The sequence below is a fragment of the Brevibacillus sp. SYP-B805 genome, from assembly GCF_011059135.1.
Lineage (GTDB): Bacteria > Bacillota > Bacilli > Brevibacillales > Brevibacillaceae > Brevibacillus_F.
Window position 1 is genome coordinate 120,856 of record NZ_JAALGD010000001.1, and the last position, 23,018, is coordinate 143,873.

Below are 23,018 nucleotides of genomic sequence, written 5' to 3' on the forward strand. Positions count from 1 at the left end.
ACATGGATGGGGAGAAGGATGCGAAACGTTGACAGGAACAACCGAACGGGCGGGTGGCTGTGATGGAGAAACCGACTGAGCGGCATGCAGGTTTTGAGCTGCATCCGTTGGGGGATGCGGCGGTCATTGTACAGTTTGCCAAGACGATCAATCCGGACGCGCACAGGAGCGTGCAGGCTTTAACCGCCTATCTGGACGCCCACGGGTTTCCCGGCTTTGTTGAGGCCGTGCCGGCGTTTGCCAGCGTAGCTGTCTATTATGATCCGCGCATCGTCATGGAAAAGCTTTCCTCCACAACCGAACCTGCCTCCTGCCATGAGAGGGTCTGCACGCTGCTGGCACAAATGATCCGGCAGCTCCATTCCTTTTCCGTCGGCCATTCACGCGTCGTGGAGATCCCCGTGTGCTACGGCGAGGAGTGCGGGCCGGATTTGCCCTTTGTGGCCCAATACCATCGCCTCACCTGCGAAGAGGTGATCGCCATCCACTCCAGCGCGGAATATCTGGTCTATATGATCGGCTTCGCGCCGGGATTTCCGTATCTCGGGGGCATGCCGGAGCGCATCGCCACTCCCCGGCGGGAAACGCCGCGCCTCTCCATTCCGCCGGGAACGGTCGGCATTGGCGGAAGGCAGACGGGAATCTATCCGCTGGCGACGCCGGGGGGATGGCACTGCATCGGCCGCACGCCGCTGCCCCTCTTTCGTCCGGACAAGCATCCCCCCAGTCTGCTGCAGGCGGGAGACAGGGTCCGGTTCCGTCCCATCTCCCACGAAGCGTACGCGGCATGGAAGGAGCAGGCCCCATGACCTTGACGATTGTAAAACCCGGCCTGCTTACCACCATTCAGGACTTGGGACGATATGGCTTTCAAAAGTTTGGGGTGCCTGTCAGCGGCGCCATGGACCCGTTCGCGCTGCGGATCGCCAATCTGCTGGTTGGCAATGAAGAGGGGCAGGCCGCGTTGGAAATCACCTTGCAGGGCCCGACGCTGAGGGTGGAAAGCGACGCGCTGCTGGCCGTAACCGGTGCGGACCTGGGAGCAACCATCAACGGCCAACCTTTCCCCTGCTGGCGGCCGGTGCTGATCAAACAGGGAAGCGTGCTGGCGTTTGGAACCGCCCGGACGGGTTGCCGGGCCTATCTGGCGGTGGCAGGCGGCTTCGATGTGCCGCTCGTCATGGCAAGCCGCAGCACGTATCTGCGCGGAAGGCTGGGCGGCTTGCAAGGCAGGGCGCTGCAGGCAGGGGATGTGCTCAAGGCAGATTCGCCATCGGCGGCCGCCCTCTCGCTGATGGACCTGCTGGCAGCGGGACCGCCGGGACGGCTGCATGCGGCAGCCGCCTGGGGAGTGGGGGCGGAGATCTTGGCGGATTATACGCAGCGGCGCATCTTCCGCGTCATGCCCGGCAGCCATTATGCCCATTTCACGGCGGAAAGCAGACAGGATTTTTGGCGGAAAGCCTTTCGGGTCACGCCGCAGTCCGATCGCATGGGGTACCGGTTGGCGGGACCGGTGCTGAGGGCAGCGGCGCCGCTGGAACTCCTGTCGGAAGCGGTCGCCTGCGGCACGATTCAAGTGCCGCCGGATGGCAATCCGATCATTCTGACGGCGGACCGGCAGACAACGGGCGGGTATCCGCGATTCGGACAAATCGCCACGGCAGACATGCCGATCCTCGCCCAGGTGAGGCCGGGCGAGGAGATTCGCTTTGTCGAGATCACCCTGCCGGAGGCCGAACGCCTGTATCTCGACAGGGAAAGGAAGATCGCGGAGCTGAAATACGGGATCTTGCTGAAACAGCGGTCACGCATGTAAAAATGTTTCCCCTTTGCAACCTTTCCGCGACATCGGCCGTCTGAGAGGATGTTCAGGCGCATAGACAAAAAGAAAATGCAGAGGGGAAGTGTAGCCATGAAGAAGATTATGACCAAACCGGTACTGTCCGTGCTTGCGGCCGCCACGATTCTGGGCGGAGTCACACCGGCAGTGCTTGCGGGAGCGGACAACCTCCTGAGCACAAGTTCCGAGAACAAGGTTGTCATGGATAACGAGATTACCCGCTACTCTTTGAAAGAGCTGGTGGAACATGATCGAGCCAAGCTTGATTTTTTGATGAAAACAGAGGCAGACCACCTGTATCTGGTTGTGGACGCGATCAGCCTGGACGTCAAGTTCATCACCTACCTCAATGAACATCCGGACAAGTGGGCGGAGATTTATCAAAAGTACTATGACGACATCTATCTGGAGCTCCGTCATGATGATCAAAAGGAAGGTTTCGTCTCCTTCAGCCAGGAGACCAAGGATGGAACGGTTTCCATCAAAGGCAAGGTAACGGACGAGATCACCAAAGTGGAGGTAACCGCGCCAAACGGCAACAAGATTGAAGTGGTGCCGAACAGCGATAAAACGTTTGCTGTCAGCTTTGCCGCGACGGCAAGCGCCACCCCGCAATATGCCACCCTGAATGCCTACGCCGGCGACAAGCTGGTGAAGACCGAAACCCTGCTGATCAATGCGGGAACCGTAGTGGACGACGCAGCCATCAAGTTTGCTTCCGCCGTCTACAATGAAACGAAAAAGGAAGTAAAGGTGACGGGACTCGTGAAGCAGGGAGTCGACAAGGTGACGGTCACATACGGCGACGAGGAAATGAATGCTGTGCTGTATAAGCTCTGGGATGGGTTTGGTTCCTTCAGCGTGACCTTCAAGGCGGATGACGATGCCAAACAAGCTGATGTCGTCGCTTACAAAAACGGGGTAAAAGTGGATGAGGAAAACGTGTCGATCGTGAACATGAAAAAACCGGCTCCCGTCACATATGCGATCAAGGCCACCGCTTCCTTCAGCCCCAAAAACAAGGTGGTCAGCGTGAAGGGCAGCGTTCGGGGATTGGTTGGCGGCAAGACAGACGGGCTGAAATTGTACGTGATCGCGCCGGATGGCCGCAAGCAGGAAGTGGGCCTGAAAGCGGACGGCTCCTTTGAAGCCAGCATCGATTACAAAAATCGTTCCTTCAGCTCCAAGGTGATCCGCGTCGAACTGTATCAGGAAGGCAAGCGGGTGGCACAGGCGAACGTTCCCTACACCATGCCTGCTGTTCCGGCGGTCGTTCAACCGAAGCCGCACATCCAACCTGGCAAAGTGGAGATCAAGGTGAACGGCAAATGGAAGAAGGATGATCATTTCAAAGACAACGACCGCGATGATGAAAACGACCATGATGATGATAACGATCATGGCAAAGAGAACGGCCATGGCAAAGGAAAAGGCCATGAAAAACACGACGACTAATACGGTTGTTGATAAGAATTGATATAGTCGATGATCTGCCTGATGTAGTCTCCGATAAACGGAATGGAGAGAAACTGGCCCAGGATCCAACCAAAGGCGGCCAGCACGATCGCCGTTCCGATCGTTAACCCCAAGCCCCGCGCAAGCCCGGCCATGAAGTTGGTCAGCAGCAGCCTGCGCGGGGCCGTATAATTTTGAATGATGTCCGCCAGCCGGATATCCTCCAGAAACAGGGCGATTTTATCCATGCGCTCATTCAATTTGCGCACCTGCTGCAGCTCTTCAAGCACCGTGTCAACCCGCTTCAGCAGCTCTTCTGCCGGAGGTGGTGTCCGAATCATGTCAGCCCTCCCTTTCCTTCCATGTACCTAACAGTGTAGGAAAAAAATGAGAAAGAATCAAGGCAGGTGCAGGTTTGCCTAAACGGGTTCCCCGCGGGTACAATAGACGTACAATCATGCTCAAGGGAGGAATCGGAGTGGCTGAAACAGTCGCACAATCCTTGTCGGAGGAATTATTTGCGCTGCTGCAGAAGGAGCGTTTTCTCACATTGGGAACCATTGACCATGAGTCCGGCGCTCCCAGCCTCAGCTCGATTTCCTGGGTGTACGCGCCGAACCACCATCAGGTGCGCTTCGCCGTCGATAACCGGTCGCGCATCATCACCAACATCAACCACAATCCGCAGGTGGTGCTCCATTTGATCGGGGCGGGCTCCTCCTTCGCGATCAACGGCAGGGCCAGGGTGGCGGTCGAAAAGATGGAAGGAGTGCCGTTGAAGCTTGCGATGGTGGAGATCACGATCGAAACCGTCCGCGATGTCATGTTCTACGGCTCCCGGATCTCGGTCGAACCGCAATACGAGAAGACTTATGACAAAAAAGCGGCCGACAAGCTGGACAATCAAGTGATGACGGCGCTGCGCAGCATCGCCGGCTAAAGGTCGATGGGAGGCCCCTGGGCCATACTGGAACAAATAACGGTGATATTATCCCCTTCGCGTAGAATGTGTAAAAAACCACCCCTCTCACGTCGGGTGTTACACGCTTCGCGAAGGGGATTTTCTTACGGCTAACATTGGCGGAGGATGGTCAACGACCCAACTGGTGGTTAACATATCGATGACGAATTTCACAAATCAATAACAGGCAAAGCGGAACAATGATTTGCAGTGGGATGTGCATATAGAGGGGAACAATTTTGGTTCCTTCCGCAATATGCTCGGGATAGCTGCTGGCAATCGCGATCGACAAAATCAGTACGATTAGCCCGAGCGGGTAGATGAGGCGCTGATGGCGCTCGACGGAGAACAATTGGGCCGTGCCGACGACGGATGCATAAAAGAAAACCGACACTTTGAAAAAGCCGCCGATAATAAGCGCGATCATAAATAAGACATCCAGCCGTTCCAAAAAATGGGCGATTTGAATGCGCCGAATGGTATCGAGCAGCGGAAAAGACGAGCGGGCTACCGCATCGGCACCAAGCACGGCGAAATTCAGCGTCATCGTGATCGCCAGGTTAAGCCCGCTGAACACCATGCCGCTAATTACCACCCGTTTCACTTTTGCCGGATTGTTCATATATGGAAACAGCATGGTAAAGACGATCATCTCGCCGAAGGGAATGTAAAGCGTTTCCGTCAATACGACTTTAACCACGCGTTTCCATCCGTCTTCCAGGATGGGCTGAAGCTGGCGAAAATCGACCAAACCCGACCCAATCAATAAAACAAATCCCAACAGCATGACAAAATAAAGCAGGGAGATAAACAGCTCGCCGGTGCGAGCCAATACTTCAATGCCTTTATTTACCCCGTACATGACGGTTAAAATCATGATCGCATTTAAAATAAAAAGCGGTGTTTCCGGATAGGCGAACGTCAGCAGCAACTCGCCGAAGTCGCGCAGCACCCGGGAAGCAATATAAAGAAAATAGGAGATGTAGAGGATTGCCACCATTTTGCCAATCCATGGTCCGGCGATGTCCTGGGCATATGCCGTTAACGGCTTATCCGGATAGTAACCATAAAGACGGAGATAGACAAGAGAGAGGAGGATTCCAAGCATTAAGCTGAGCAGAATCGCCAGCCAGACATCTTGCTTGGCGCCCACGCCGAGCGGAATCACGATCGCGCTTCCAAGTTCAAACAGGAAGATGAGGACAAACAGCTGCCGCTGATCGAGTTTGTATGGTTCCATTGCTTTTCACCACGCTATCGCCCAAATTGATATGGTTTGTTCCGCAGCCCAGTCCGGCGAATAAAAGCATCCACCGTTACCGTTACAGGTAATTGTGGAAAGAAGTGCTCATGCCACTTATTCTCCATTTTTTTCCATTCTTCTGGGTACGAGCGATAAACCGCATCGCCAAAGCCAAACACGTCGATTTTTTCTTGCTGCGCCTTTTTCACGGCTTCGAGAACTTCTTTTTTTATATTATGTTGAATCATTTTTTCCAACGCGAATACTTGCTTCACATCAGCTAAATCGATCGGAACGGGCGCTTCGGCAATATCTCCTTCGGCCCGAATGTCGATGGAAATCGAGGGCTTTCCATGTTTTAAATGCGGCACAACTTCCGTTTTTGTCCGAATGACCTTGTATCCAACCGCTTCTTTTTTGCCATTCCACTCGATCGTTACACCCGTTTGTTTGATTTTATCGAGTACCCAAAGCACCCCGCGCGCTGCTTCGCCGGAAACCCAGCTGACGAGTTTGTCGTCTTTAAATAACGCCAAATCATCCAAATTTAACCGCGCATCCGGCTCGGAAACCTGCACGTTAGTCAGCCGCTGCCCTTTTTCGACACTGCCGATGAGATCGACACCGCTTGCTACCGGATGTTTTCCCGATGAAGCAATGTCATGAATCATTTTCCAAACATCGGTATTGATTGTCTGTCCCCACGTTCTTTCGGAAAACTCCAGCGTTTTGATGATTTGGTTGGCCGAAATCTTATCGATCGGGGTCAGCACTTTTAGAACCTCTTCGGCCGAATGATGGTGGGCGATAATGACTTTCGCCGTCGTGCGGAACTGGTTGCTTCGCTCAAGCACATCAAGCAGACCGCCAATTCCTTCTCTCGCCATCCCTTCGCCGATGACGACCAAGTTGGTGTGCGCGAAATAAAGAAGGCGGGACATTTTTTTTGATGCTTTCCGGCTCGCTTCGAAGAGATTGTCGCCGGTCGATATGAAAATCGAAATCGGCACACCGCTGGCACCGCCGCCAATCTGCTTGGCGCCGGCGACGTTGCCTGGATTGACGACTTGATAGGTCGTCACATATTGCCCCTCTTTCGTTTTATCAATCCCGACCGCGATGACAAATGCCAGATCGGTCAGCTCTTTTTTGCTCCAACATCCCGATAGCATCGTGAGACATAATAACAGCAATACCACGATGCAAATTTTTCCCTTCATGACGGGTCCCCCTCATCCTGACGGGCCGGGTCAGGCGGCTGCGGCCGAAGGTTTTCCCCTTGGCGGCTAATGTTTTTCTGATTGATTAAGCGCGGCCGTTCTTTAAACGCCCATGTCGGTACCCGGAAGAGCGTATCGCCAATGTTTGAGGGGATGAACGGTGCGAGCGGCGACATATACGGAACACCGAACGTACGCAAACTGCACAGATGAATCGCCATCGCCAAAATCCCCATGATAATGCCGTAAAACCCAAACATCGCCGCCAGAAACATCAACGCAAAGCGAATCAGACGGGCGGAGATGGCGATGGCAAACGATGGCGTCGCAAAGCTGGCAATCGCGGTGATGGAAACGACAATGACCATCGCCGATGAGACAAATCCCGCTTCGACAGCTGCCTGCCCGATGACGAGCGCGCCGACGATCGACACCGCTTGGCCGATCGGACGCGGCAGACGAACCCCCGCTTCGCGCAAAATTTCAAACGTGACTTCCATGACGAGCGCTTCGACAAACGCGGGAAACGGTACAGCCTCACGCTGCGCCGCGATTGAAATGACAAGCAGAGTAGGAATCATTTCTTGATGAAATGTCGTTCCTGCAATGTAGATGGCAGGGGCCACAAGGGATATAAAGAAAACAAGCACACGCAAAAACCGGAGTGCGGTCGCGATATCAAAGCGTGCATAATAATCTTCAACAGCCTGAAAAAATTGAATAAAGAGGGCAGGAGCAACAAGGACAAACGGAGTTCCTTCGATAAAGATCGCCACCCTCCCTTCCAGCAGATTCGCCGCCACGATGTCTGGCCGTTCGGTGTGGTAGATCGTTGGAAAAGTGGTAAACGTTTGATCTTCAATTAATTGTTCGACATAGCCGGATTCCAGTACGCTGTCAATCTTGATACGACCGAGGCGTGTTTTTACTTCCTTGACGATTTTGTCATTCACAATGCCTTTTATGTACATGATTGCAACGTCCGTTTGCGTCACTTCGCCTATTCTCATCGTTTCCAGCCAAAGGTTCGGATTTTTAATCCGGCGGCGAATCAGGGCCGTGTTTGTGCGCAGCGATTCCGTAAATCCATCGCGTGGACCGCGGATCGCTAATTGTGATTGCGGTTCTTCGACCGAGCGGTAATCCCCGCCTTTTGTGCTGGCGCTTAAAGCAAGTGGAACGTCTTCCAGCAAAATGATCGTTGAACCTGACATCAGCTCTAAAAATATCTCAAACCATTGGGACACCTGTTTCATGCTGCCGACAGCAGCCAGGTTTTTTTCTATATAGAAGAACGTCTCTTTCGCAGAAAAGGAAGGAGGAAAAGATGCCTCAAGCAACGGTTCCAGCAAAAAGCGGGATACATGCATTTCATCGACAAGCCCATCGACAAAAATGACTGCAGCGCGATGCTGCCCTTCTTGTCCAACCATAACACGTCGGATGACGATGTCTGTGCTGTTGCCTGTAGTGCGGCGGATCATATCAATATTTGCTTCCAGCTGCGGGTGAAGGGGTTCTTGCGAAATATCCTGGGCTTTGCCGCTTTGGTCGCGGCCTGGGACGACCGTTTCCCGTTTTTCCGGTTTCTGTCGATGCTTTTTTCGCAATGCCCATTGAAACAGCATGGTTTTTCTCCTCGCTCCGAATGATTTACTGTCATTATGAGCCATGGGGTACGGTAATATACGGATCGAATGATTTGCCGACCGCCAACAAAAACTAAGGAAAATGGTTGAAGGTGATCAACGGATGAAGATCTTGTTCATTTCCATCGTGTATGGCGCACTGTTGGCAAGCATCGCCATCGGCATGAATCTATTAATGGGTTTTACGTTCTACCAATCGATGGACAACGTTTTGAATCCGTTTCGAGTCATGGAAATTCCTGAATGGTTTATCATATTGTTTTTCTTGATATTATGGGGTCTTGATCGCGCAGTCGCAGTTTTCCTGCGTCAAAAGCGGTGGTGAAAAAGCGAGGAAAATGAAACAACCTGAGTCCGATCATTACGGACTCAGGTTTCTTTTCTCGTGCTGCAGCTGTAATGATTGCGGTTATTGCACGTGCAATACCGGTGTCGGTTTGTTTTGCGAATTGGACATGTGCTGCTCCAGGCGTTTGTTGTAACCGCCCACCCAGAGATCTTCAATGATTTTGGCCTCCGCATCGGTAAGCGGCGGTACTTCGGAAGCGAGGGCGAACTCCTTCAGGTTGGCTTCAGTCGTGATGTTCGGCAGCACGCTCACCACGGACGGCCGATAGAGCGAGAACTGGATGGCGAGCTGGCCGATGGTTCTCTCCTTGCCGTCGAACAGCCCTTGGGCCTCCATTTCCTTCACGACTTCCACGCCGGCATTCATCCATTCGATCGGACGGTGGCTCCGGTGGTCGCTCTTATCGAAATGCTTCTGCGGATCATAGGTGCCGTCCAGCAGGCCGGATGCATGGGGAACACGCACGATCAGGGCGCGCTTCTCTTCATCGGCAACCGGGAAGAGGTCGCGGGCCGGATCCTGCTCCAGAATGTTGTTGATGATCTGGATGGCGGCATAGCCCGGACGTTTCAGCGCGGCGATCGATTCATCCCTCCACCCGATGTCGGGCCCCATGGCGGCGCCGTATTCACGGATTTTGCCTTCTTTTTTCAGCTCTTCCAGGGTGTCGTGGATCTCTTCGCTCATGACCGCTTCGATGCGCGGGTTGTGCAGCTGGTAGAAATCGATATAATCGGTGCCGAGTCGCTTCAGGCTCTGCTCGCAGGCATGGCGGATATGCTCTCTGGACCAGTTTTGCGGCAGCTCGGAGTGGCCTTTGCGCTCGCCCGGCAGGTTGTAAATGTCATAGCCAAACTTGGTGGCAATCACCACTTTGTCACGGATATCGCCGAGGGCGTCCTTCAGAATGGTTTCGCCCAAGCCGTTGCCGTATACATCGGCTGTATCAAATAAGGTAATGCCGTAATCTTCATAGGCGGAGCGGAGCAGGCGCTTGCCCAGCTCAACGTCAGTAACGCCCCACCATTTGGTGGCGACGGACCAGACGCCAAAGCCTACTTCCGATACCGTCAGATTCGTACCAGGAAGCGAACGGTATTTCATCTTCCATCTCTCCTTGTGATCGAAGTCATCAACCATCCTTATCTTACCACGCTCGTTCGGCAGGATGAAACGTAATCCCTTGACAAGACCATGACAGGTTTGTGAAAGAAATCCGAACACGCCCCTAGAGGGAGCCGAAAAAATGGATTGACAAGGGCGTGCCCGATGCTATACCATTAATTTCAACCAAAAGAATAAATCGCAAACTTCTTATCCAGAGAGGCGGAGGGACTGGCCCAATGATGCCCGGCAACCAATCACCTGAGCATGTTCAGGGAGATACGGTGCTAATTCCTGCAGAGTGAAACACTCTGAAAGATGAGAAGGATTTGCTTACGGAAACGTAGACAAAGCCTTCTTTATGAAAAGAGGGCTTTTTTATTTGCCCTCGGCGATGAAATCAGGGCCCCGCCCGGCGACCATGCAAGCGGCCGGGCGGGTGAGCGGAAGGGGAGAGAAACAGATGCACATTGAGACCAGATTGGTACAAATCGGCGTAGGAGCGGAAGATCGAAACACGGGGGCGGTCAGCTTCCCGATCTATCAGGCTACGGCATACCGTCATCCGACGCTTGGGGAAAGCACCGGCTTTGATTATACCCGCACGGCCAATCCGACCCGATCGGTGCTGGAAGCCGCCATTGCCGAAGTGGAGAACGGGGACGCCGGGTTTGCCTGTGCGTCCGGAATGGCCGCGATCCAGACGATCATGGCCCTCTTCTCGCAGGGGGATCATTTCATCGTCTCGCTCGATCTGTACGGCGGAACCTACCGGTTGTTCGAGCAGGTATTGACGCGGTACGGACTTTCCTTCAGCTATGTGGACCTGCGCGACCCTGCCCAGGCGGAGGCGGCGGTGCGTCCAGAAACGAAAGCGATTCTGGTGGAGACGCCCACCAATCCGCTGATGCAGGTGACGGATATCCGGGCGATGGTGGCCATCGCGAAGAAGTACAACCTGCTGACGATTGTCGACAATACCTTTATGAGTCCATATTTCCAGCGGCCGCTTGATCTGGGGGCGGATCTGGTGTTTCACAGCGCCACCAAGTACCTGGGCGGACACAACGATGTGCTGGCCGGCTTGATTGTAACAAAAGGCAGGGAACTGTCTGAAAAGGTTAAATATCTCCACAATTCCATCGGGGCGGTGCTGGGACCGCAGGACAGCTGGCTCTTGATCCGCGGGATGAAGACGCTGGCTCTGCGCATGGAGCGGCACCAGGAAAACGCCTTCCGCGTCGCCCGTTTCCTGCGTGAGCATCCGGCGGTGACGGATGTTTTCTATCCCGGTCTTGCCGATCATCCGGATCACGAGGTGCAGAAGCGTCAGGCCAGCGGCTTCAGCGGGATGGTATCGTTCCGGGTGCGGGATGCCAAGCAGGTCGCGCCGTTTTTGCGCCATCTGCGGATCATCTCGTTTGCCGAAAGTTTGGGCGGGGTCGAATCGCTTTGTACCTACCCGGCTACCCAGACGCATGCGGACATTCCGGCGGAGATTCGGGAAAAGGTTGGCGTTTGCGACCGGCTGATCCGGCTGTCGGTAGGCGTTGAACACGGGGACGATCTGATTGCGGATTTGCGGCAGGCGCTGGATGCATCGTTGGAAGCATCTCTGGAAGCGGGAGGGTGTACGCGATGAAGTTTGCGACCAAGCTGCTGCACGGCAGAAGCGGCATCGATGCAGCCACCGGCGCCTCTTCCATTCCGATCTACCAGGCTTCGACGTTTCATCAATTCGATCTGGATAAGCCGGGCCTCTTCGATTACGCCCGCTCCGGCAACCCGACGAGGCAGGCGCTGGAGGAAGCCATCGCGGTGCTGGAAGGCGGGGCGCGCGGCTTTGCGTTTGCCTCCGGAATGGCTGCCATCTCCAGCGTGTTTATGCTGTTTTCAACCGGTGACCACCTGATCGTGGCGGAAGATGTGTACGGCGGGACGTTCCGCTTTTTGACCCGCATCTTGTCCCGCCTGGGGATCGACGTCACCTTTGTCGACACCACGCGTCTGGAGCAGGTGGCAGCGGCCATCCAGCCCCGGACCAAAGCGATCTATCTGGAAACGCCGTCCAATCCCACCTTGAAAGTGACCGACATCGCGGCCTGCTGTCGGCTGGCTCAGGCCCACGGGCTGCTCACGATCGTGGATAATACGTTTCTCACGCCGTACTACCAGCGCCCCATCGAGCTGGGGGCGGACATCGTCGTCCACAGTGCGACGAAGTTTATCGGAGGACACAGCGATGTGGTGGCCGGATTGGTGGTTGCGCGGGATGAGGCGATCGGCGAGCAGCTGTATTTCATTCAGAATGGCATGGGGGCGGTGTTGGGCGTCCAGGACTGCTGGCTGGTGATGCGCGGGCTGAAAACGCTGAAGAGCCGGCTGGATGTCAGCACCCGGAGCGCGGGGAAACTGGCTGCGTGGCTGGAGAGCCATCCGCTGGTGCAGAAGGTGTATTATACCGGTCTTCCGTCTCATGAAGGGCATGAGGTCCAGAACCGGCAGGCGAGCGGACACGGCGCCGTCCTGTCGTTTGACGTGGGCAGCCGGGAGATGGCCAAAGCGCTGTTCGACGCGGTTAAACTGCCGATCGTGGCGGTCAGTCTGGGGGCGGTGGAAAGCATCCTCTCTTATCCGGCGGCGATGTCCCACGCCTCCATGCCTGCGGATGAACGGGCCAGACGCGGCATCACGGACGGGTTGATCCGGCTGTCCGTCGGGCTGGAGGATGTGGATGACCTGATTGCCGATTTGAACCAGGCGCTTGTTTCTGCAGCCGCTGTTTGTCTGGCACAGCGGTAGATGGTTTTGATACGAACGCGAAAACGGGATCGACCCTTGGGACCGATCCCGCTGCTGTCATCTGCGGCAGGCAAAATGAACGCCAACTCCCGGTTTTGGGAGTTGGTTTTTTCATGTGCCACCGCAACCGAGAAGGAGTTGGGGTGACATCCGGCTACCTGTTCACCGGAATTTTGCGGTTTCCTTCCGGCTTCGATTGCCCCGATTTGTTGATGCGCTGTTCATTTTGCCGGGTTGGCGGCTGTTCGCGCTTCTCCACATTGCGCGGAGCCTGCGGGATGATGCGTCCGACGATGTCCGCCAGTTCCTGCGCGAAGCCGATGACCGGGCGCCCGCGCCGGATGTCGGCGGCCATTTCGCGCAGGCGTTGGACAAGATCGGGATCCGCAGTGACCAGGGCGGTTGCCCCCTGCGGGTCTTCCTTCAGCGCTTCGGCCACCGAATATTTGATCACCCCAACCTCCGGACGGTCGAGATGCGCGTTGACATCAATGCCGACAACCGCCCTTTTGCCGATGACGACGGCGGTGGCGTCATTCACGTTTTTGACGCGGGTTGCCAGCTGCACGAGCCGTTCCGCCGTGGCTTGCGGCGATTGGTTATAGGTGGGCTGTGGTGCGGTTTGCTGTACCCGCTGCGTCGCAGGCGCTTGTTTGCCGGGTTGGGGTGCCGACTGGTTGGCCGGCGGATTGTTGGCGGTGTTGCACGCAGACAGCAGCAGGCAGAGCGACAGCAGAGCGATGGTCTGTTTCACGGTAATACCCCTTTCCAACGGAATAGCGATCGATCAACCCAAGTTTCATGGCCACGAAAAACGGGAATATGGTTAGTACCTGTAGTGTTTTCCGCACCGCTTCTTTTCATACTCATGCCTCCCGTCTATCCAAGTTACAAGCGTCATACATTGTAATAATTCGCCCTGCGCCAAACAGAGCAGACCGGTTGCATCTGCATACCTTATATCAGACGGGAAATAGGAGGCGAGATTTTGAAAAAAATCTACGTGCTGGACACCAATGTACTCCTGCAAGATCCACTGGCGATTTTCTCCTTCCAGGACAATGAAATCGTCGTCCCTGCCGTGGTGCTGGAAGAAATCGATTCCAAAAAGCGGTACATGGATGAAATCGGCCGCAATGCCCGTTACGTGTCTCGCCTGCTGGACAGCTTCCGTGAAAACGGGCGCCTGCATCAAGGAATCGTGCTGGAAACGGGCGGACTCCTGCGCGTCGAACTGAATCATTCCACCCTGAACAAACTGCAGAAGCATTTCCATGACATCACCAACGACAACCGAATCCTGGCGGTGGCGTTAAATCTGCAGGAGGAAGAAAATCTGGCGGCGCAGCCCAGGCCGGTCATCCTCGTCAGCAAGGATGCGCTCATGCGCGTCAAGGCGGATGCGCTTGGCTTGAACGCAGAAGACTTCCTCTCCGACCGCGTCGTGCGCGAATACGCGAGCATCTATACGGGATATCAGCAGCTGCGGGTCCCGTCCGAGATCATCAAGCAGTATTATGCCCATCGCAAGCTTTCGCTTTCCCAATGGTTTCCGCAGTGCCAGTTTTTCCCCCACGAATTCCTGATCTTGAAAGATGAAATCAATCCGTCTGTCTCCGCCATCGGCAAGGTGGATACGGAAGGACGCCTGCTGGAGATGCTGACCGTCGACGAAGATCCCATCTGGGGAATCAAGGCGAGGAACGTTCAGCAGCGGATGGCCACCGAACTGCTGCTGCGCGACGATATCCCGCTGGTCACCATGACGGGCAAGGCAGGAACCGGCAAGACCCTGCTCGCGCTGGCGTCGGGTCTGCTGCAGATCGAGGATTTGCAGCGGTATAAAAAGCTGCTGGTTGCCCGGCCCATCGTTCCGCTCGGCAAGGATATCGGCTTTCTGCCCGGGGAGAAGGAAGAGAAGCTGCGGCCGTGGATGCAGCCCATCTTCGATAATCTGGAATATTTGTTCAATACCAAGCGGCCGGGAGATTTGGACAAGATTCTGGCCGGCCTGGGCAGCATTCAGGTGGAGGCGTTGACGTATATTCGCGGCCGTTCCATTCCCGGCCAGTTCATCATCATCGATGAAGCGCAAAATCTGACCAAACATGAGGTGAAAACGATCCTGACGCGCGTGGGCGAAGGATCCAAAATCGTGCTGATGGGTGACCCCGAGCAGATCGACCATCCGTATCTGGATGAAAGCAACAATGGGCTGACCTATGTGGTGGAGATGTTTAAAAACCAGAAGCTGGCCGGACATATCCGCCTGGAGAAAGGGGAACGGAGCATTCTGGCGCAAATGGCTGCGGATCTTTTGTGAATAAAGGGAGCGATCCCGGACATACTAACATCATCGAGCCCGGTGATCAGCAGTCAACAGCGATAGCCTTTCAGGAGGCGAACAGCGTGGACGCAGATGATCACGCAACGACCTAACGTCGGTATTGGGAAACCGTTCTCTTTCGTGTCTTACTCTATATTGGAGGAGATGTGCCAAAGAGAATAACCGGTAGCACCCCAACACACTCGGCGCTCGATGAAAGGCCTCTTCCAATTGGAAGGGGCCTTCTCATTTTTTCTCCCCGTTTCCCATAAGCATGTACGGAGGGGGGATGCATATGGTTGACTTGGACACATCCATTTCATTTCTGATTTATGTCACGGCGGTCTCCAGTGCGGCTGCGGGGGTTACGGAAGCATGCAAATCGATCATACCTTTTCTCGCCACCGATTATGAACCCCAGGAGGACTGCCTGGAAGATCACAATCTGGCGGGGACGTTAACCAACTATAAGAAATTTCTCAATCTGCTGATCTCCGTTGTCTCGGCAGGCGTCATCTTTGGCGTGCTGGGGCTGGACCCGGCCTTGCTCCTGATCGGCGAACCGCATGCGTATGTAGAAGATCCATGGAATGCAGGCATCTGGATGTGGGGGATCGTAGCGGTATTCGGCTCGCCGTTTTTTCATTCCGTGCTGAAAATCCTGGAAGGGCTGCGCCAGCGCATGCAGCTCAATCAATCTCCGCCCAAACCGAAACAGAAAGTGAGCGGACGGAGGTAGTCCAGCCGGAATACCGCCGGGTAGGGTAAAAAGGAACGAAGCGTACTGCTCCTAGGCGGTACGCTTCTTGACTTGGTATACGAAGGAAGAACGGTTGGGGCCCCCGCCGACCCCAGCGTTAGCTCAAGTCGGCGGGGTTATGGTTGGGGGCCCCCGCCGACCACAGCAAGGGACCCCACTTGGCGCAGCGATAGCTATCGCCGAGTGGGTGGAGCGTTCGCTTAAGTCGGCGGGGTGTTCTTAAATCAGAAGCTGACGTCGACGCCGTTGTCGCGCAGGTTCACGATCAGCTGTATCGCTTCCGTCGACAGCGGGTTGTTATAGATGGTAAGGTATTTCAAATCATCCAGGTCGGCCAAGGCATCGATCTCCTCAATCTCATTATTTTCAAGCCCCAGCGTTTCCAGCGAGTCCAGTCGGGATAACGGGCGGATGTCGCTAATGTTGTTTTCCCCCAGAAACAATGTCCTCAGCTTGTGGAGATTTCCCAATGGGGTGAGATCCGAGATGTCATTGTCAGACAGGAACAGGTCCTGAAGCCGGTTCAATTGGCTGAGACCACCGACATCATTGACACGATTGCGCTCCAGGTTTAGGTATTCCAGGTTGGTCAGGCTGCGCAGGGCGTCTGTTTCCTTGACCAAATTTCCCATGAGATCCAATCGTCTCAGCTGTTTCAGTGAGGCCAACGGGGAAATGTCTTCGATCTGATTGTTCTGCAGAGCCAATTGGCGAATAGACTTTGCCTGCGCCATGGCGGAAATGTCGTGAACAAAATTGTTGTCGAGCCACAGATTCTCCACGCGCTCCAGGTGCGCGAGCGGGGAGATATCCTGGATTTCGTTCCTGCTCAGATACAAGGTTTTGAGCATGGGCAGGGAAGAGAGCGCCTTGACGTCATCAATGGTGTTGTTGTCCAGGGAAAGCGTTCTCATTTTCCGCAGGGATGCCAACGGGCCGATATTCCGGATCCGGTTATCGTCCAGATACAGCTGCTGCAGGTTTACCAAATTCGCTAACGGGCGGAGCTGTGAAACGCGGTTGTTGGACGCCTGCAAAAACTCCAGCCTTGTCATGCGGGAGAGAGCGGACAGATCCTCGATCTGATTATTGGTAAGAGAAAGCCACCGCATGTTTTTCAGGGAAGCGAGCGGTTTCAGCTCCCGAATGCTGTTGTCGGACAGATCCAAAGATTCCAACTTGTCCAGGGAGGCAAGCGGCGTGAGATCACTGATGCGATTCCCGTTGAGATCCAGCCGTTCCAGATTGGCCAATGCGGAGATTCCCCTCAGGCTGGTGATGTTTTTCTGATTCCCATCCAAGGCGGTAATGGTGAGGACATCCTCTTTGGTCAGAACGCCTTTCGGTTTTCCGAGCGTTTCCCGGATTGCTTTTTCCAGATTCTTGTCTGCGAATCGGACCGTTTCCGAAACCGCAGCGACAGGGCCTGCCGAACGGGATTTGGCATGGACCTGTTCAGCCGGCAGGGGCTGCCACAGCAAGATCATTCCCAATAACAATATCAGCCACTTTTTCATCGTATTCTCCCTCAAATTGGTTCGTATTGATTCGCATGGCGGACCGATCAAGCGTCCATCCACTGAACGCTCACCCGGTATGCCCGTGCGATGCCGTCGATCAGATCGGTCATGCTGCGATCCACGATATACAGGGGACGGCCGCCCTCATCCGTCAGGGAGGCAACCACGTGCTCGTTCATTTGTTCCAATGCCGCCCAACGGTCTTGCGGGGAACCTTCCAAGTCGTTAAACTGAAAAAAAGCAACAAGATCGGCCAGCAGGTAGCTGTTTCCGGAAAGGCTGACAAAGCCGTAATCCGGGTTGGCGCTTTCCTGGCCTGCCGGAAGCAGCCAGAGATCCACAAGATCGCCCGCCATCCGGTGTTTTTCCAGGATTTCCATCAGTTTGTCACGCTCCGCTTCGCTTTCCACGATCATCAGCTGTTGGTCGCGGTCAAACACCTTGACGGTATCGCCGATCTTGTGCACCATCTGGGCGTAAAACCCGGGCAGCTTGCCGGAAGGAACCTGCAGTTCCACCCCATACATCCGTTTCATCATCTGTCACACCCCGTCTTTTTCATGCATGGCTATTGCAATCGTATACCAAAAAAGCGAGGAGATAAAGATGTCCCTGCAAATCCGCACCTTTCCCTTGGGAGTGTTTGAAACCAATGCCTACCTCCTGACCAATGAAGAAACGGGCGAATCGATCGTCATCGATCCGGGCTTTGAGCCCGCTCCGCTGCTGGAAGCGCTCGCCGGCAAACAGGTGGTGGCCATCCTGCTCACCCATGCCCATTTGGACCATATCGGCGGACTCTCGGCCGTGCGCGCACTGACCAAGGCTCCTGTCTATATCCATCCGCTGGAACAAAGCTGGTTAACGGACCCGCGCCTGAACGGCTCCGCCCTGTTCGGCGTCACGGCGCCCGTTGTCTGCGATCCCGCCGAGTATGAGCTGGCGGACGGTCAGGAGCTGGCCCTGGCCGGCTTGACGATCAAGGTGCTTCATACCCCCGGCCATTCCCCGGGAAGCTGTTCCTTCGTCATCGGCCAGCATTGTTTCGGCGGGGATGTGCTGTTCGCCAACTCCATCGGCCGCACGGATCTGCCGGGAGGAGATTATGAAACATTGATGGCCAGCATCCAGGATAAACTGTTTGAGCTGGATGACGAAACCATTGTCTATCCCGGCCACGGTCCGAAAACCACGATCGATCGGGAAAAAACCTACAACCCGTATGTGACGGGGATGCTTCGCTAAGGCGGGGCGTCCCCGATTTTTGTTGAGCGGCTTACAATTAGGTGGGGGTCTCGTATCCGCAGGGGAATCCTGCTCGGCACGGCGTTAGCCGATGGGAGCGGGGAGCGATCGCGATCGCCGGGGGGATCGGCAGGAAACCGGTCGGCATATGTAGAAAGAAGGGAAGAGATTTCCAAGAAAAACAAGGAGTTTTGTCGATGAAACCCACATTGTGCGCATGGCTGCTGATCGGCATGGTCGGCAGCCTGCTGATCGGATGTTCTCCGCTGGCGGTACTCTCCACCCAGCAGCCGCAGGCCCCGGTCAAGACGGAGAGCAACGGCGCCGGACCGGCAGCGCCATCCCCGCTGACTTCGGCGACGCCATCCACGCCATCCGCTTCATCTGCGGCGATGTCACCCGCGACGCCATCCCTGCCACCATCCCCGCAACCTGCGGAGGCGGCTTCTCCTCCCGTCCTGGCCGATCGGAAGGTGACGTTGATGGCGGTGGGGGATATCATGGTGCATCAGGAACAGCTGGAGGCAGCCTGGGATGTCAGGAAAAAGGCGTATGATTTCGCTCCCTTTTTTGCCAAGGTGGCTCCGCTGCTGAAGTCGGCGGATCTGGCGATCGGCAATCTGGAGACGACGCTTGCCGGCAGCGACCTTCGCTTTACCGGGTATCCGGAATTCAACTCGCCGGAATCCCTGGCAGCCGCCTTGAAACAGGCGGGTTTTACGGCGGTGACAACGGCCAACAACCATTCGCTGGACAGGCGGGAGACGGGCGTGCTGCGCACCATCGCCCATCTGGATCAGGCGGGCCTGGCGCATACCGGGACGTTTCGCAGTGCCGGGGAGCGGGAGCGTCCGCTCATCCTGGAAAAGAACGGCATCAAGCTGGGAGTGCTTGCCTATACCTACGGAACGAACGGCATCCCGATCCCGCAGGGCAAACCGTACCTGGTCAACCTGATCCAACCCGCCCTGATCAAGCAGGATATCGCGAAGGCAAGGGCGCTGGGCGCCGATCTGGTCGCGGTGGCGCTTCATTTCGGAAGCGAGTATCAGCGGATGCCCAACGAATCCCAGAAAAAAATCGCGGATGTCACCATCCAGGCCGGAGCGGATCTGATTCTTGGCGCCCATCCCCACGTGCTGCAGCCGTATGAGTGGCGGACGGTCACGCTGCCTGACGGTAGCAAGCGCACCGGCTTCGTGGCCTATTCGCTGGGCAACTTCATCTCGGCGCAGCGTCGCGACTACAAGGATGTGGGCGGCATCCTGAAGCTTACCCTTCACAAACGGCAGGACGGCCAGACGGTAGTGGAATCCCCGGAAATCATCCCGACTTATGTGCATTATGTCCGCAAAGCCGGAAAACGCCACTACGTCATCTATCCGCTGCCGCAAACGCTGCAAGCCAACCAAAAAGATCCGCTCCTCAATGGGGACACGTACCGCTACATGCAGCGGCTTTACAAGGAGATCAGCGTGCATGTCGCTTCCCTCCAGTCCAAGAAGAAAACCGGCTGAATTGCGTCAGCCGGTTTTCACATGTCAGGGAAGAAAGTATAAGTTATTTAAAGTGATAACGTGACGGAGAATGGTTGGGGGCCCCGCCCGGCGCAGCGTGGGACCCCACTCGGCAAAGCGGTAGCTGGCGCCGAGTGGGTTGAGCGTTAGCTTAAGCCGGGTGGGTTTTTAGTGGCCGTAGCCGAACCCAAACGGCAGATCCACCTTCAAACGAAGCTTCAGCGCCTGATCGGCCAGCGTGATGCCTTCCACATGAATATTGGAGGAGATCATCCCCGGGTAGAAGCTGAGATCGAATTGTTTTTCCATTTCGTCAATGGTGGTTCGCGGAAGCTGGAAGCCGTCGAAGGCCAGCTCGTTGATGTGGAACTTCAGCTCCTTCGGGGAGACCACTTCATAGGTGCCGACAACCCGCAGATTCATCTGGTTGTACGTGCCTTCGACGATCAGCTGGTTGTTGTCAAAGGAGAACTTCGCCTGCTTGAACAGTTCGTCCTTGGACATCAGGAAACGGTTGAAATCATCCTGTGTGATCGTCAGCGTATGGGAGAACAGATCCTCCGAAGAGATCCGGTCGGGCGTTGCCAGCTCCGGAATTTGAAACATCACTTTGGACAGGACGCCAAAAAACGTGCGGAAAGCCGGCAGTCCCCGTTCCTGCCAGTCGACGACCAGATGCTCCATCAGCGCGTTCATCGCGGTAGGATCGGACACCTGCTGCAGATTTTTCTCCTTCTCCGCCTGAACGGCGAGCAGTTCCTTCAGCTGATTCTCGAAGCGGACGCGCAGGGCCGTCAAGCTGGAGAGGCGTTGTTGTTTCGTCTTCTGCAGCTCTTCCGCTTTGGCCCGCTCCGCCTGGTACTTTTCCAGCTTTTCCATATCCCGCTGATACAGCATTTGGAGGAAATCGTACAACAACAGGAAATCATTGAAATTTTCTGCATCAAAGAGAAGCGACCAGAGCGTCACCCGCTCGCCGGTATAGTAGGCGCGCGCTACTTCTCCGGCATGTCTCTTCATGGCCGCCATGATCAATTTCTGCCGGTTCAGATCCTGATCGAGCCGGGCGATATCGGTCTGGAGCTGCTTTTCTTCCTCCCGGATCATCGTCAGCGAGCGTTCCAGCTCTTTTTGGGTCAGGTGCTGTTGCAGGATCAACTGTTCCAGCGTCGGTTCCTTCTCGGCGTATGCGGGAAGGGTCGGGAGAAGAAGCAGGAGAGACAGCATGATGGCAAATACGTTTCGCATGGCTTCACCTTTTTGACAGCGATCGATCTGGATGCCCCGCTGCACGCCTTCGATATTGTCTGCCGCATCCGTCCATGATACAATGCGGGGCAATGGACTCCCCATGTTCCAGTCCCTGGGATCATCTCTATTATACCCCTGATCGGAACACGTGGGGAGTAAATAATCGCTCGATAGGAGTATATGATCGATGGAACTGCTTCACTACATTCGGGACGAAATATTGGGCAGCGCAGCGGGCGCCGTGCCGTTTTCCCGCTTCATGGAGCTTGCCCTTTATCACCCGCAGCTGGGCTATTATACCTCGGCCCGTGCGAAAGTGGGCAAAGAGGGGGATTTTTATACAAGTGCGACGGTGCATCCCGTGTTTGCCGAGACCTTGGCCGATGTCGTGCTGGAGATGTGGGAGAAAACGGGCATGACCGAGCCGGTGCTGGTGGAAGCGGGGGGCGGGACAGGCTCGCTGGTCCGGCATGTCGCGGAACGGATCCGGACGGCGGCTCCCCCCTGGTATGCCCGCATGCGTCTCGTGCTGGTGGAGGCGAGTCCCTATCACCGGGAGCTGCAGCAGCAGGCCCTGGCCGATTGTGCGTGTCCGATAACCTGGTATGATACGATCGAGGAAGCGGCAGCGGCGGAGCGGGTGGAAGGGGTGCTTCTCTCCAACGAATGGCTGGATGCCTTTCCGGTACACATCCTGGAAAAGCGGGCAGACGGCTGGCATGAGGTGGGCGTAAGCTGGGACGAGGAGAGCAGCTCGCTGAAAGAGGTGCTGCTGCCCTCCCTGACAGAGGCTGTGGCGGAATATCTGGCGGAGGCCGAACCGCAGGTGGAGGCGGGGTCCCGCATCGAAGTCAACCTGGGGATGAAAGCGGCCATCACCGCAGCGGCGTGCCTGCTGAAGCGCGGGTATGTGATCACGATCGATTACGGAGACGAGGAGGAACTTCTCTACCATCCTTCCCGCAAGCGGGGAACGCTGATGTGCTACCGCCGCCACCAGGCCCATGACAATCCCTATATTTACGTGGGGGAACAGGATATGACCGCTCATGTCAACTTTTCCGCCCTGCGCCGGTGGGGGGAAGCGGCGGGGCTTCTGCCGGTCGCGTATATGAGGCAGGATCAGTTTCTGCTGCGCAGCGGCATCCTGACCAAGCTCACGGAGCACCAGGATCGCGACCCGTTTGCCAGCGAGGCGATGCGGCGCAACCGGGCGATCCGGCAGCTGATATCACCGGAAGGCATGGGCGGGGTGTTCCGCGTGCTGGTGCAGGCGAAAGGCATCCCCGCCGATCTGCCCCTGCGATTCCTGCACAACACATCGTTTTGGACATGAAATCACCCACCCGGCCTAAGCGATCGCTTCACCCGCTCGGCGTTAGCAAACGCTCTTCCCACTCGGCGTTAGCTATCGCTGTGCCGAGTGGGATCCCCCTGCGCCGGGCGGGGCCCCAAGTAAAAAAGATGCTCGCAGAGGAGCATCTTTTTTGGTCCTACAGGATCATTTGCAGGAAAGAATGTTCGCCGCCGCCGACCGGCATCTTGAAGAACGTGTAGTAGGTGAAGCAGACGAATGACAAGAACATGAAACCGAAGAAAATGTTGAGGTATGTTCTTTCCGAAAGGTTCAGGTAGCTGAGTGCCACAAAGAACGCCGTTAAGCTGAAGAAGATGAGTGCCATCGGATACAGGCCGCCCCAGTAGGCCATCAGCGCAATCATCAGGGTCCAGAATCCGAGTACACGGTACATGCGATCCATATGTATACCCCCC

22 protein-coding genes and 1 riboswitch are annotated in these 23,018 nt (G+C 55.7%); of the genes, 12 read left to right on the top strand and 10 right to left on the bottom strand.

The window, feature by feature from the left end:
- Positions 1 to 62 precede the first annotated feature (62 nt).
- The 3 genes from pxpB (at position 63) to G3578_RS00620 (ending at position 3,298) form a co-directional block, all read left to right on the top strand.
- Positions 63 to 809, top strand: a complete 747-nt coding sequence (gene pxpB, locus G3578_RS00610) for a 5-oxoprolinase subunit PxpB (protein ID WP_165207631.1) — start codon at positions 63 to 65, stop codon at positions 807 to 809.
- Positions 806 to 1,819 carry a 5-oxoprolinase subunit C family protein gene (locus G3578_RS00615; RefSeq protein ID WP_165207633.1) on the top strand — a complete coding sequence of 338 codons (1,014 nt, stop codon included), beginning with the start codon at positions 806 to 808 and terminating at the stop codon, positions 1,817 to 1,819. Before pxpB ends, G3578_RS00615 begins: the two co-directional genes overlap by 4 nt.
- A 96-nt stretch (positions 1,820 to 1,915) precedes the next feature.
- Entirely contained in the window at positions 1,916 to 3,298 is a 1,383-nt protein-coding gene (locus tag G3578_RS00620; RefSeq protein WP_165207635.1) for a hypothetical protein, read from the top strand.
- Here the strand turns inward: G3578_RS00620 and G3578_RS00625 are convergent.
- The gene (locus tag G3578_RS00625) at positions 3,295 to 3,639 is read right to left on the bottom strand and encodes a DUF5665 domain-containing protein (protein WP_165207636.1); all 345 of its coding nucleotides are present in this window, start codon (positions 3,637 to 3,639) and stop codon (positions 3,295 to 3,297) included. The two genes, G3578_RS00620 and G3578_RS00625, sit on opposite strands and share 4 nt — an antisense overlap.
- Positions 3,640 to 3,776: 137 nt before the next feature.
- Here G3578_RS00625 and G3578_RS00630 point away from each other — a divergent pair, with 137 nt between their 5' ends.
- Positions 3,777 to 4,238, top strand: coding sequence for a pyridoxamine 5'-phosphate oxidase family protein (locus G3578_RS00630; RefSeq protein WP_165207637.1), 462 nt, complete (start codon positions 3,777 to 3,779; stop codon positions 4,236 to 4,238).
- 151 nt (positions 4,239 to 4,389) lie between these two features.
- Here the strand turns inward: G3578_RS00630 and G3578_RS00635 are convergent, their stop codons facing one another.
- From G3578_RS00635 to G3578_RS00645, 3 genes are read right to left on the bottom strand one after another with little or no spacing between them, the layout of a single operon-like run.
- Complete coding sequence (locus tag G3578_RS00635) at positions 4,390 to 5,499, bottom strand: GerAB/ArcD/ProY family transporter (RefSeq protein WP_165207638.1); 1,110 nt, start codon at positions 5,497 to 5,499, stop codon at positions 4,390 to 4,392.
- A 14-nt stretch (positions 5,500 to 5,513) separates the two neighbouring features.
- Positions 5,514 to 6,722 (bottom strand): Ger(x)C family spore germination protein, encoded by a 1,209-nt coding sequence (locus G3578_RS00640; protein ID WP_165207639.1) that lies wholly within the window; start codon positions 6,720 to 6,722, stop codon positions 5,514 to 5,516.
- On the bottom strand, positions 6,719 to 8,350 hold the full coding sequence (locus tag G3578_RS00645) for a spore germination protein (RefSeq protein ID WP_165207640.1): 1,632 nt from the start codon (positions 8,348 to 8,350) through the stop codon (positions 6,719 to 6,721). Before G3578_RS00645 ends, G3578_RS00640 begins: the two co-directional genes overlap by 4 nt.
- A 124-nt stretch (positions 8,351 to 8,474) precedes the next feature.
- Here G3578_RS00645 and G3578_RS00650 point away from each other — a divergent pair, with 124 nt between their 5' ends.
- On the top strand, positions 8,475 to 8,696 hold the full coding sequence (locus tag G3578_RS00650) for a YczF family membrane protein (RefSeq protein WP_165207641.1): 222 nt from the start codon (positions 8,475 to 8,477) through the stop codon (positions 8,694 to 8,696).
- An 84-nt stretch (positions 8,697 to 8,780) separates the two neighbouring features.
- Here the strand turns inward: G3578_RS00650 and G3578_RS00655 are convergent, their stop codons facing one another.
- Positions 8,781 to 9,824 (bottom strand): aldo/keto reductase, encoded by a 1,044-nt coding sequence (locus G3578_RS00655; RefSeq protein ID WP_165207642.1) that lies wholly within the window; start codon positions 9,822 to 9,824, stop codon positions 8,781 to 8,783.
- Positions 9,825 to 10,031: 207 nt separating this feature from the next.
- Positions 10,032 to 10,149, top strand: a riboswitch (SAM riboswitch).
- 138 nt (positions 10,150 to 10,287) lie between these two features.
- Here G3578_RS00655 and G3578_RS00660 point away from each other — a divergent pair.
- Both G3578_RS00660 and G3578_RS00665 read left to right on the top strand, forming a co-directional pair.
- Complete coding sequence (locus tag G3578_RS00660) at positions 10,288 to 11,466, top strand: aminotransferase class I/II-fold pyridoxal phosphate-dependent enzyme (RefSeq protein ID WP_165207643.1); 1,179 nt, start codon at positions 10,288 to 10,290, stop codon at positions 11,464 to 11,466.
- Entirely contained in the window at positions 11,463 to 12,626 is a 1,164-nt protein-coding gene (locus G3578_RS00665) for an aminotransferase class I/II-fold pyridoxal phosphate-dependent enzyme (protein WP_165207645.1), read from the top strand. The genes G3578_RS00660 and G3578_RS00665 overlap by 4 nt, the downstream gene beginning before the upstream one ends.
- Before the next feature lie 154 nt (positions 12,627 to 12,780).
- Here the strand turns inward: G3578_RS00665 and G3578_RS00670 are convergent, their stop codons facing one another.
- Positions 12,781 to 13,380, bottom strand: coding sequence for a YhcN/YlaJ family sporulation lipoprotein (locus G3578_RS00670; protein ID WP_165207647.1), 600 nt, complete (start codon positions 13,378 to 13,380; stop codon positions 12,781 to 12,783).
- Between the two features lie 234 nt (positions 13,381 to 13,614).
- Here G3578_RS00670 and G3578_RS00675 point away from each other — a divergent pair, with 234 nt between their 5' ends.
- Positions 13,615 to 14,949 (top strand): PhoH family protein, encoded by a 1,335-nt coding sequence (locus G3578_RS00675; RefSeq protein ID WP_165207649.1) that lies wholly within the window; start codon positions 13,615 to 13,617, stop codon positions 14,947 to 14,949.
- A 298-nt stretch (positions 14,950 to 15,247) separates the two neighbouring features.
- A complete protein-coding gene (locus G3578_RS00680) occupies positions 15,248 to 15,691 on the top strand; it encodes a hypothetical protein (RefSeq protein WP_165207651.1) in 444 nt (147 codons plus the stop codon).
- Positions 15,692 to 15,936: 245 nt separating this feature from the next.
- Here G3578_RS00680 and G3578_RS00685 read toward each other — a convergent pair whose 3' ends face one another.
- Together G3578_RS00685 and G3578_RS00690 are read right to left on the bottom strand one after the other, a co-directional pair.
- Positions 15,937 to 17,229, bottom strand: coding sequence for a leucine-rich repeat domain-containing protein (locus G3578_RS00685; RefSeq protein WP_165207653.1), 1,293 nt, complete (start codon positions 17,227 to 17,229; stop codon positions 15,937 to 15,939).
- A gap of 47 nt (positions 17,230 to 17,276) precedes the next feature.
- Positions 17,277 to 17,771, bottom strand: coding sequence for a hypothetical protein (locus tag G3578_RS00690; RefSeq protein WP_241254388.1), 495 nt, complete (start codon positions 17,769 to 17,771; stop codon positions 17,277 to 17,279).
- Between the two features lie 67 nt (positions 17,772 to 17,838).
- Between G3578_RS00690 and G3578_RS00695 the strand changes: the two genes are divergently transcribed.
- Positions 17,839 to 18,477 carry an MBL fold metallo-hydrolase gene (locus G3578_RS00695; RefSeq protein ID WP_165207655.1) on the top strand — a complete coding sequence of 213 codons (639 nt, stop codon included), beginning with the start codon at positions 17,839 to 17,841 and terminating at the stop codon, positions 18,475 to 18,477.
- Positions 18,478 to 18,674: 197 nt separating this feature from the next.
- Positions 18,675 to 19,994 carry a CapA family protein gene (locus G3578_RS00700; RefSeq protein WP_241254389.1) on the top strand — a complete coding sequence of 440 codons (1,320 nt, stop codon included), beginning with the start codon at positions 18,675 to 18,677 and terminating at the stop codon, positions 19,992 to 19,994.
- Positions 19,995 to 20,162: 168 nt separating this feature from the next.
- Here G3578_RS00700 and G3578_RS00705 read toward each other — a convergent pair whose 3' ends face one another.
- On the bottom strand, positions 20,163 to 21,335 hold the full coding sequence (locus G3578_RS00705; protein ID WP_241254390.1) for a coiled-coil domain-containing protein: 1,173 nt from the start codon (positions 21,333 to 21,335) through the stop codon (positions 20,163 to 20,165).
- A 97-nt stretch (positions 21,336 to 21,432) separates the two neighbouring features.
- On the opposite strand from G3578_RS00705, the gene G3578_RS00710 reads away from it, so the two are divergent.
- The gene (locus tag G3578_RS00710) at positions 21,433 to 22,581 is read left to right on the top strand and encodes a class I SAM-dependent methyltransferase (RefSeq protein WP_165207657.1); all 1,149 of its coding nucleotides are present in this window, start codon (positions 21,433 to 21,435) and stop codon (positions 22,579 to 22,581) included.
- Positions 22,582 to 22,738: 157 nt separating this feature from the next.
- On the opposite strand, the gene G3578_RS00715 is transcribed toward G3578_RS00710, so the two are convergent.
- The gene (locus G3578_RS00715; RefSeq protein WP_165207659.1) at positions 22,739 to 23,005 is read right to left on the bottom strand and encodes a DUF2626 domain-containing protein; all 267 of its coding nucleotides are present in this window, start codon (positions 23,003 to 23,005) and stop codon (positions 22,739 to 22,741) included.
- Between the last annotated feature and the right edge of the window lie 13 nt (positions 23,006 to 23,018).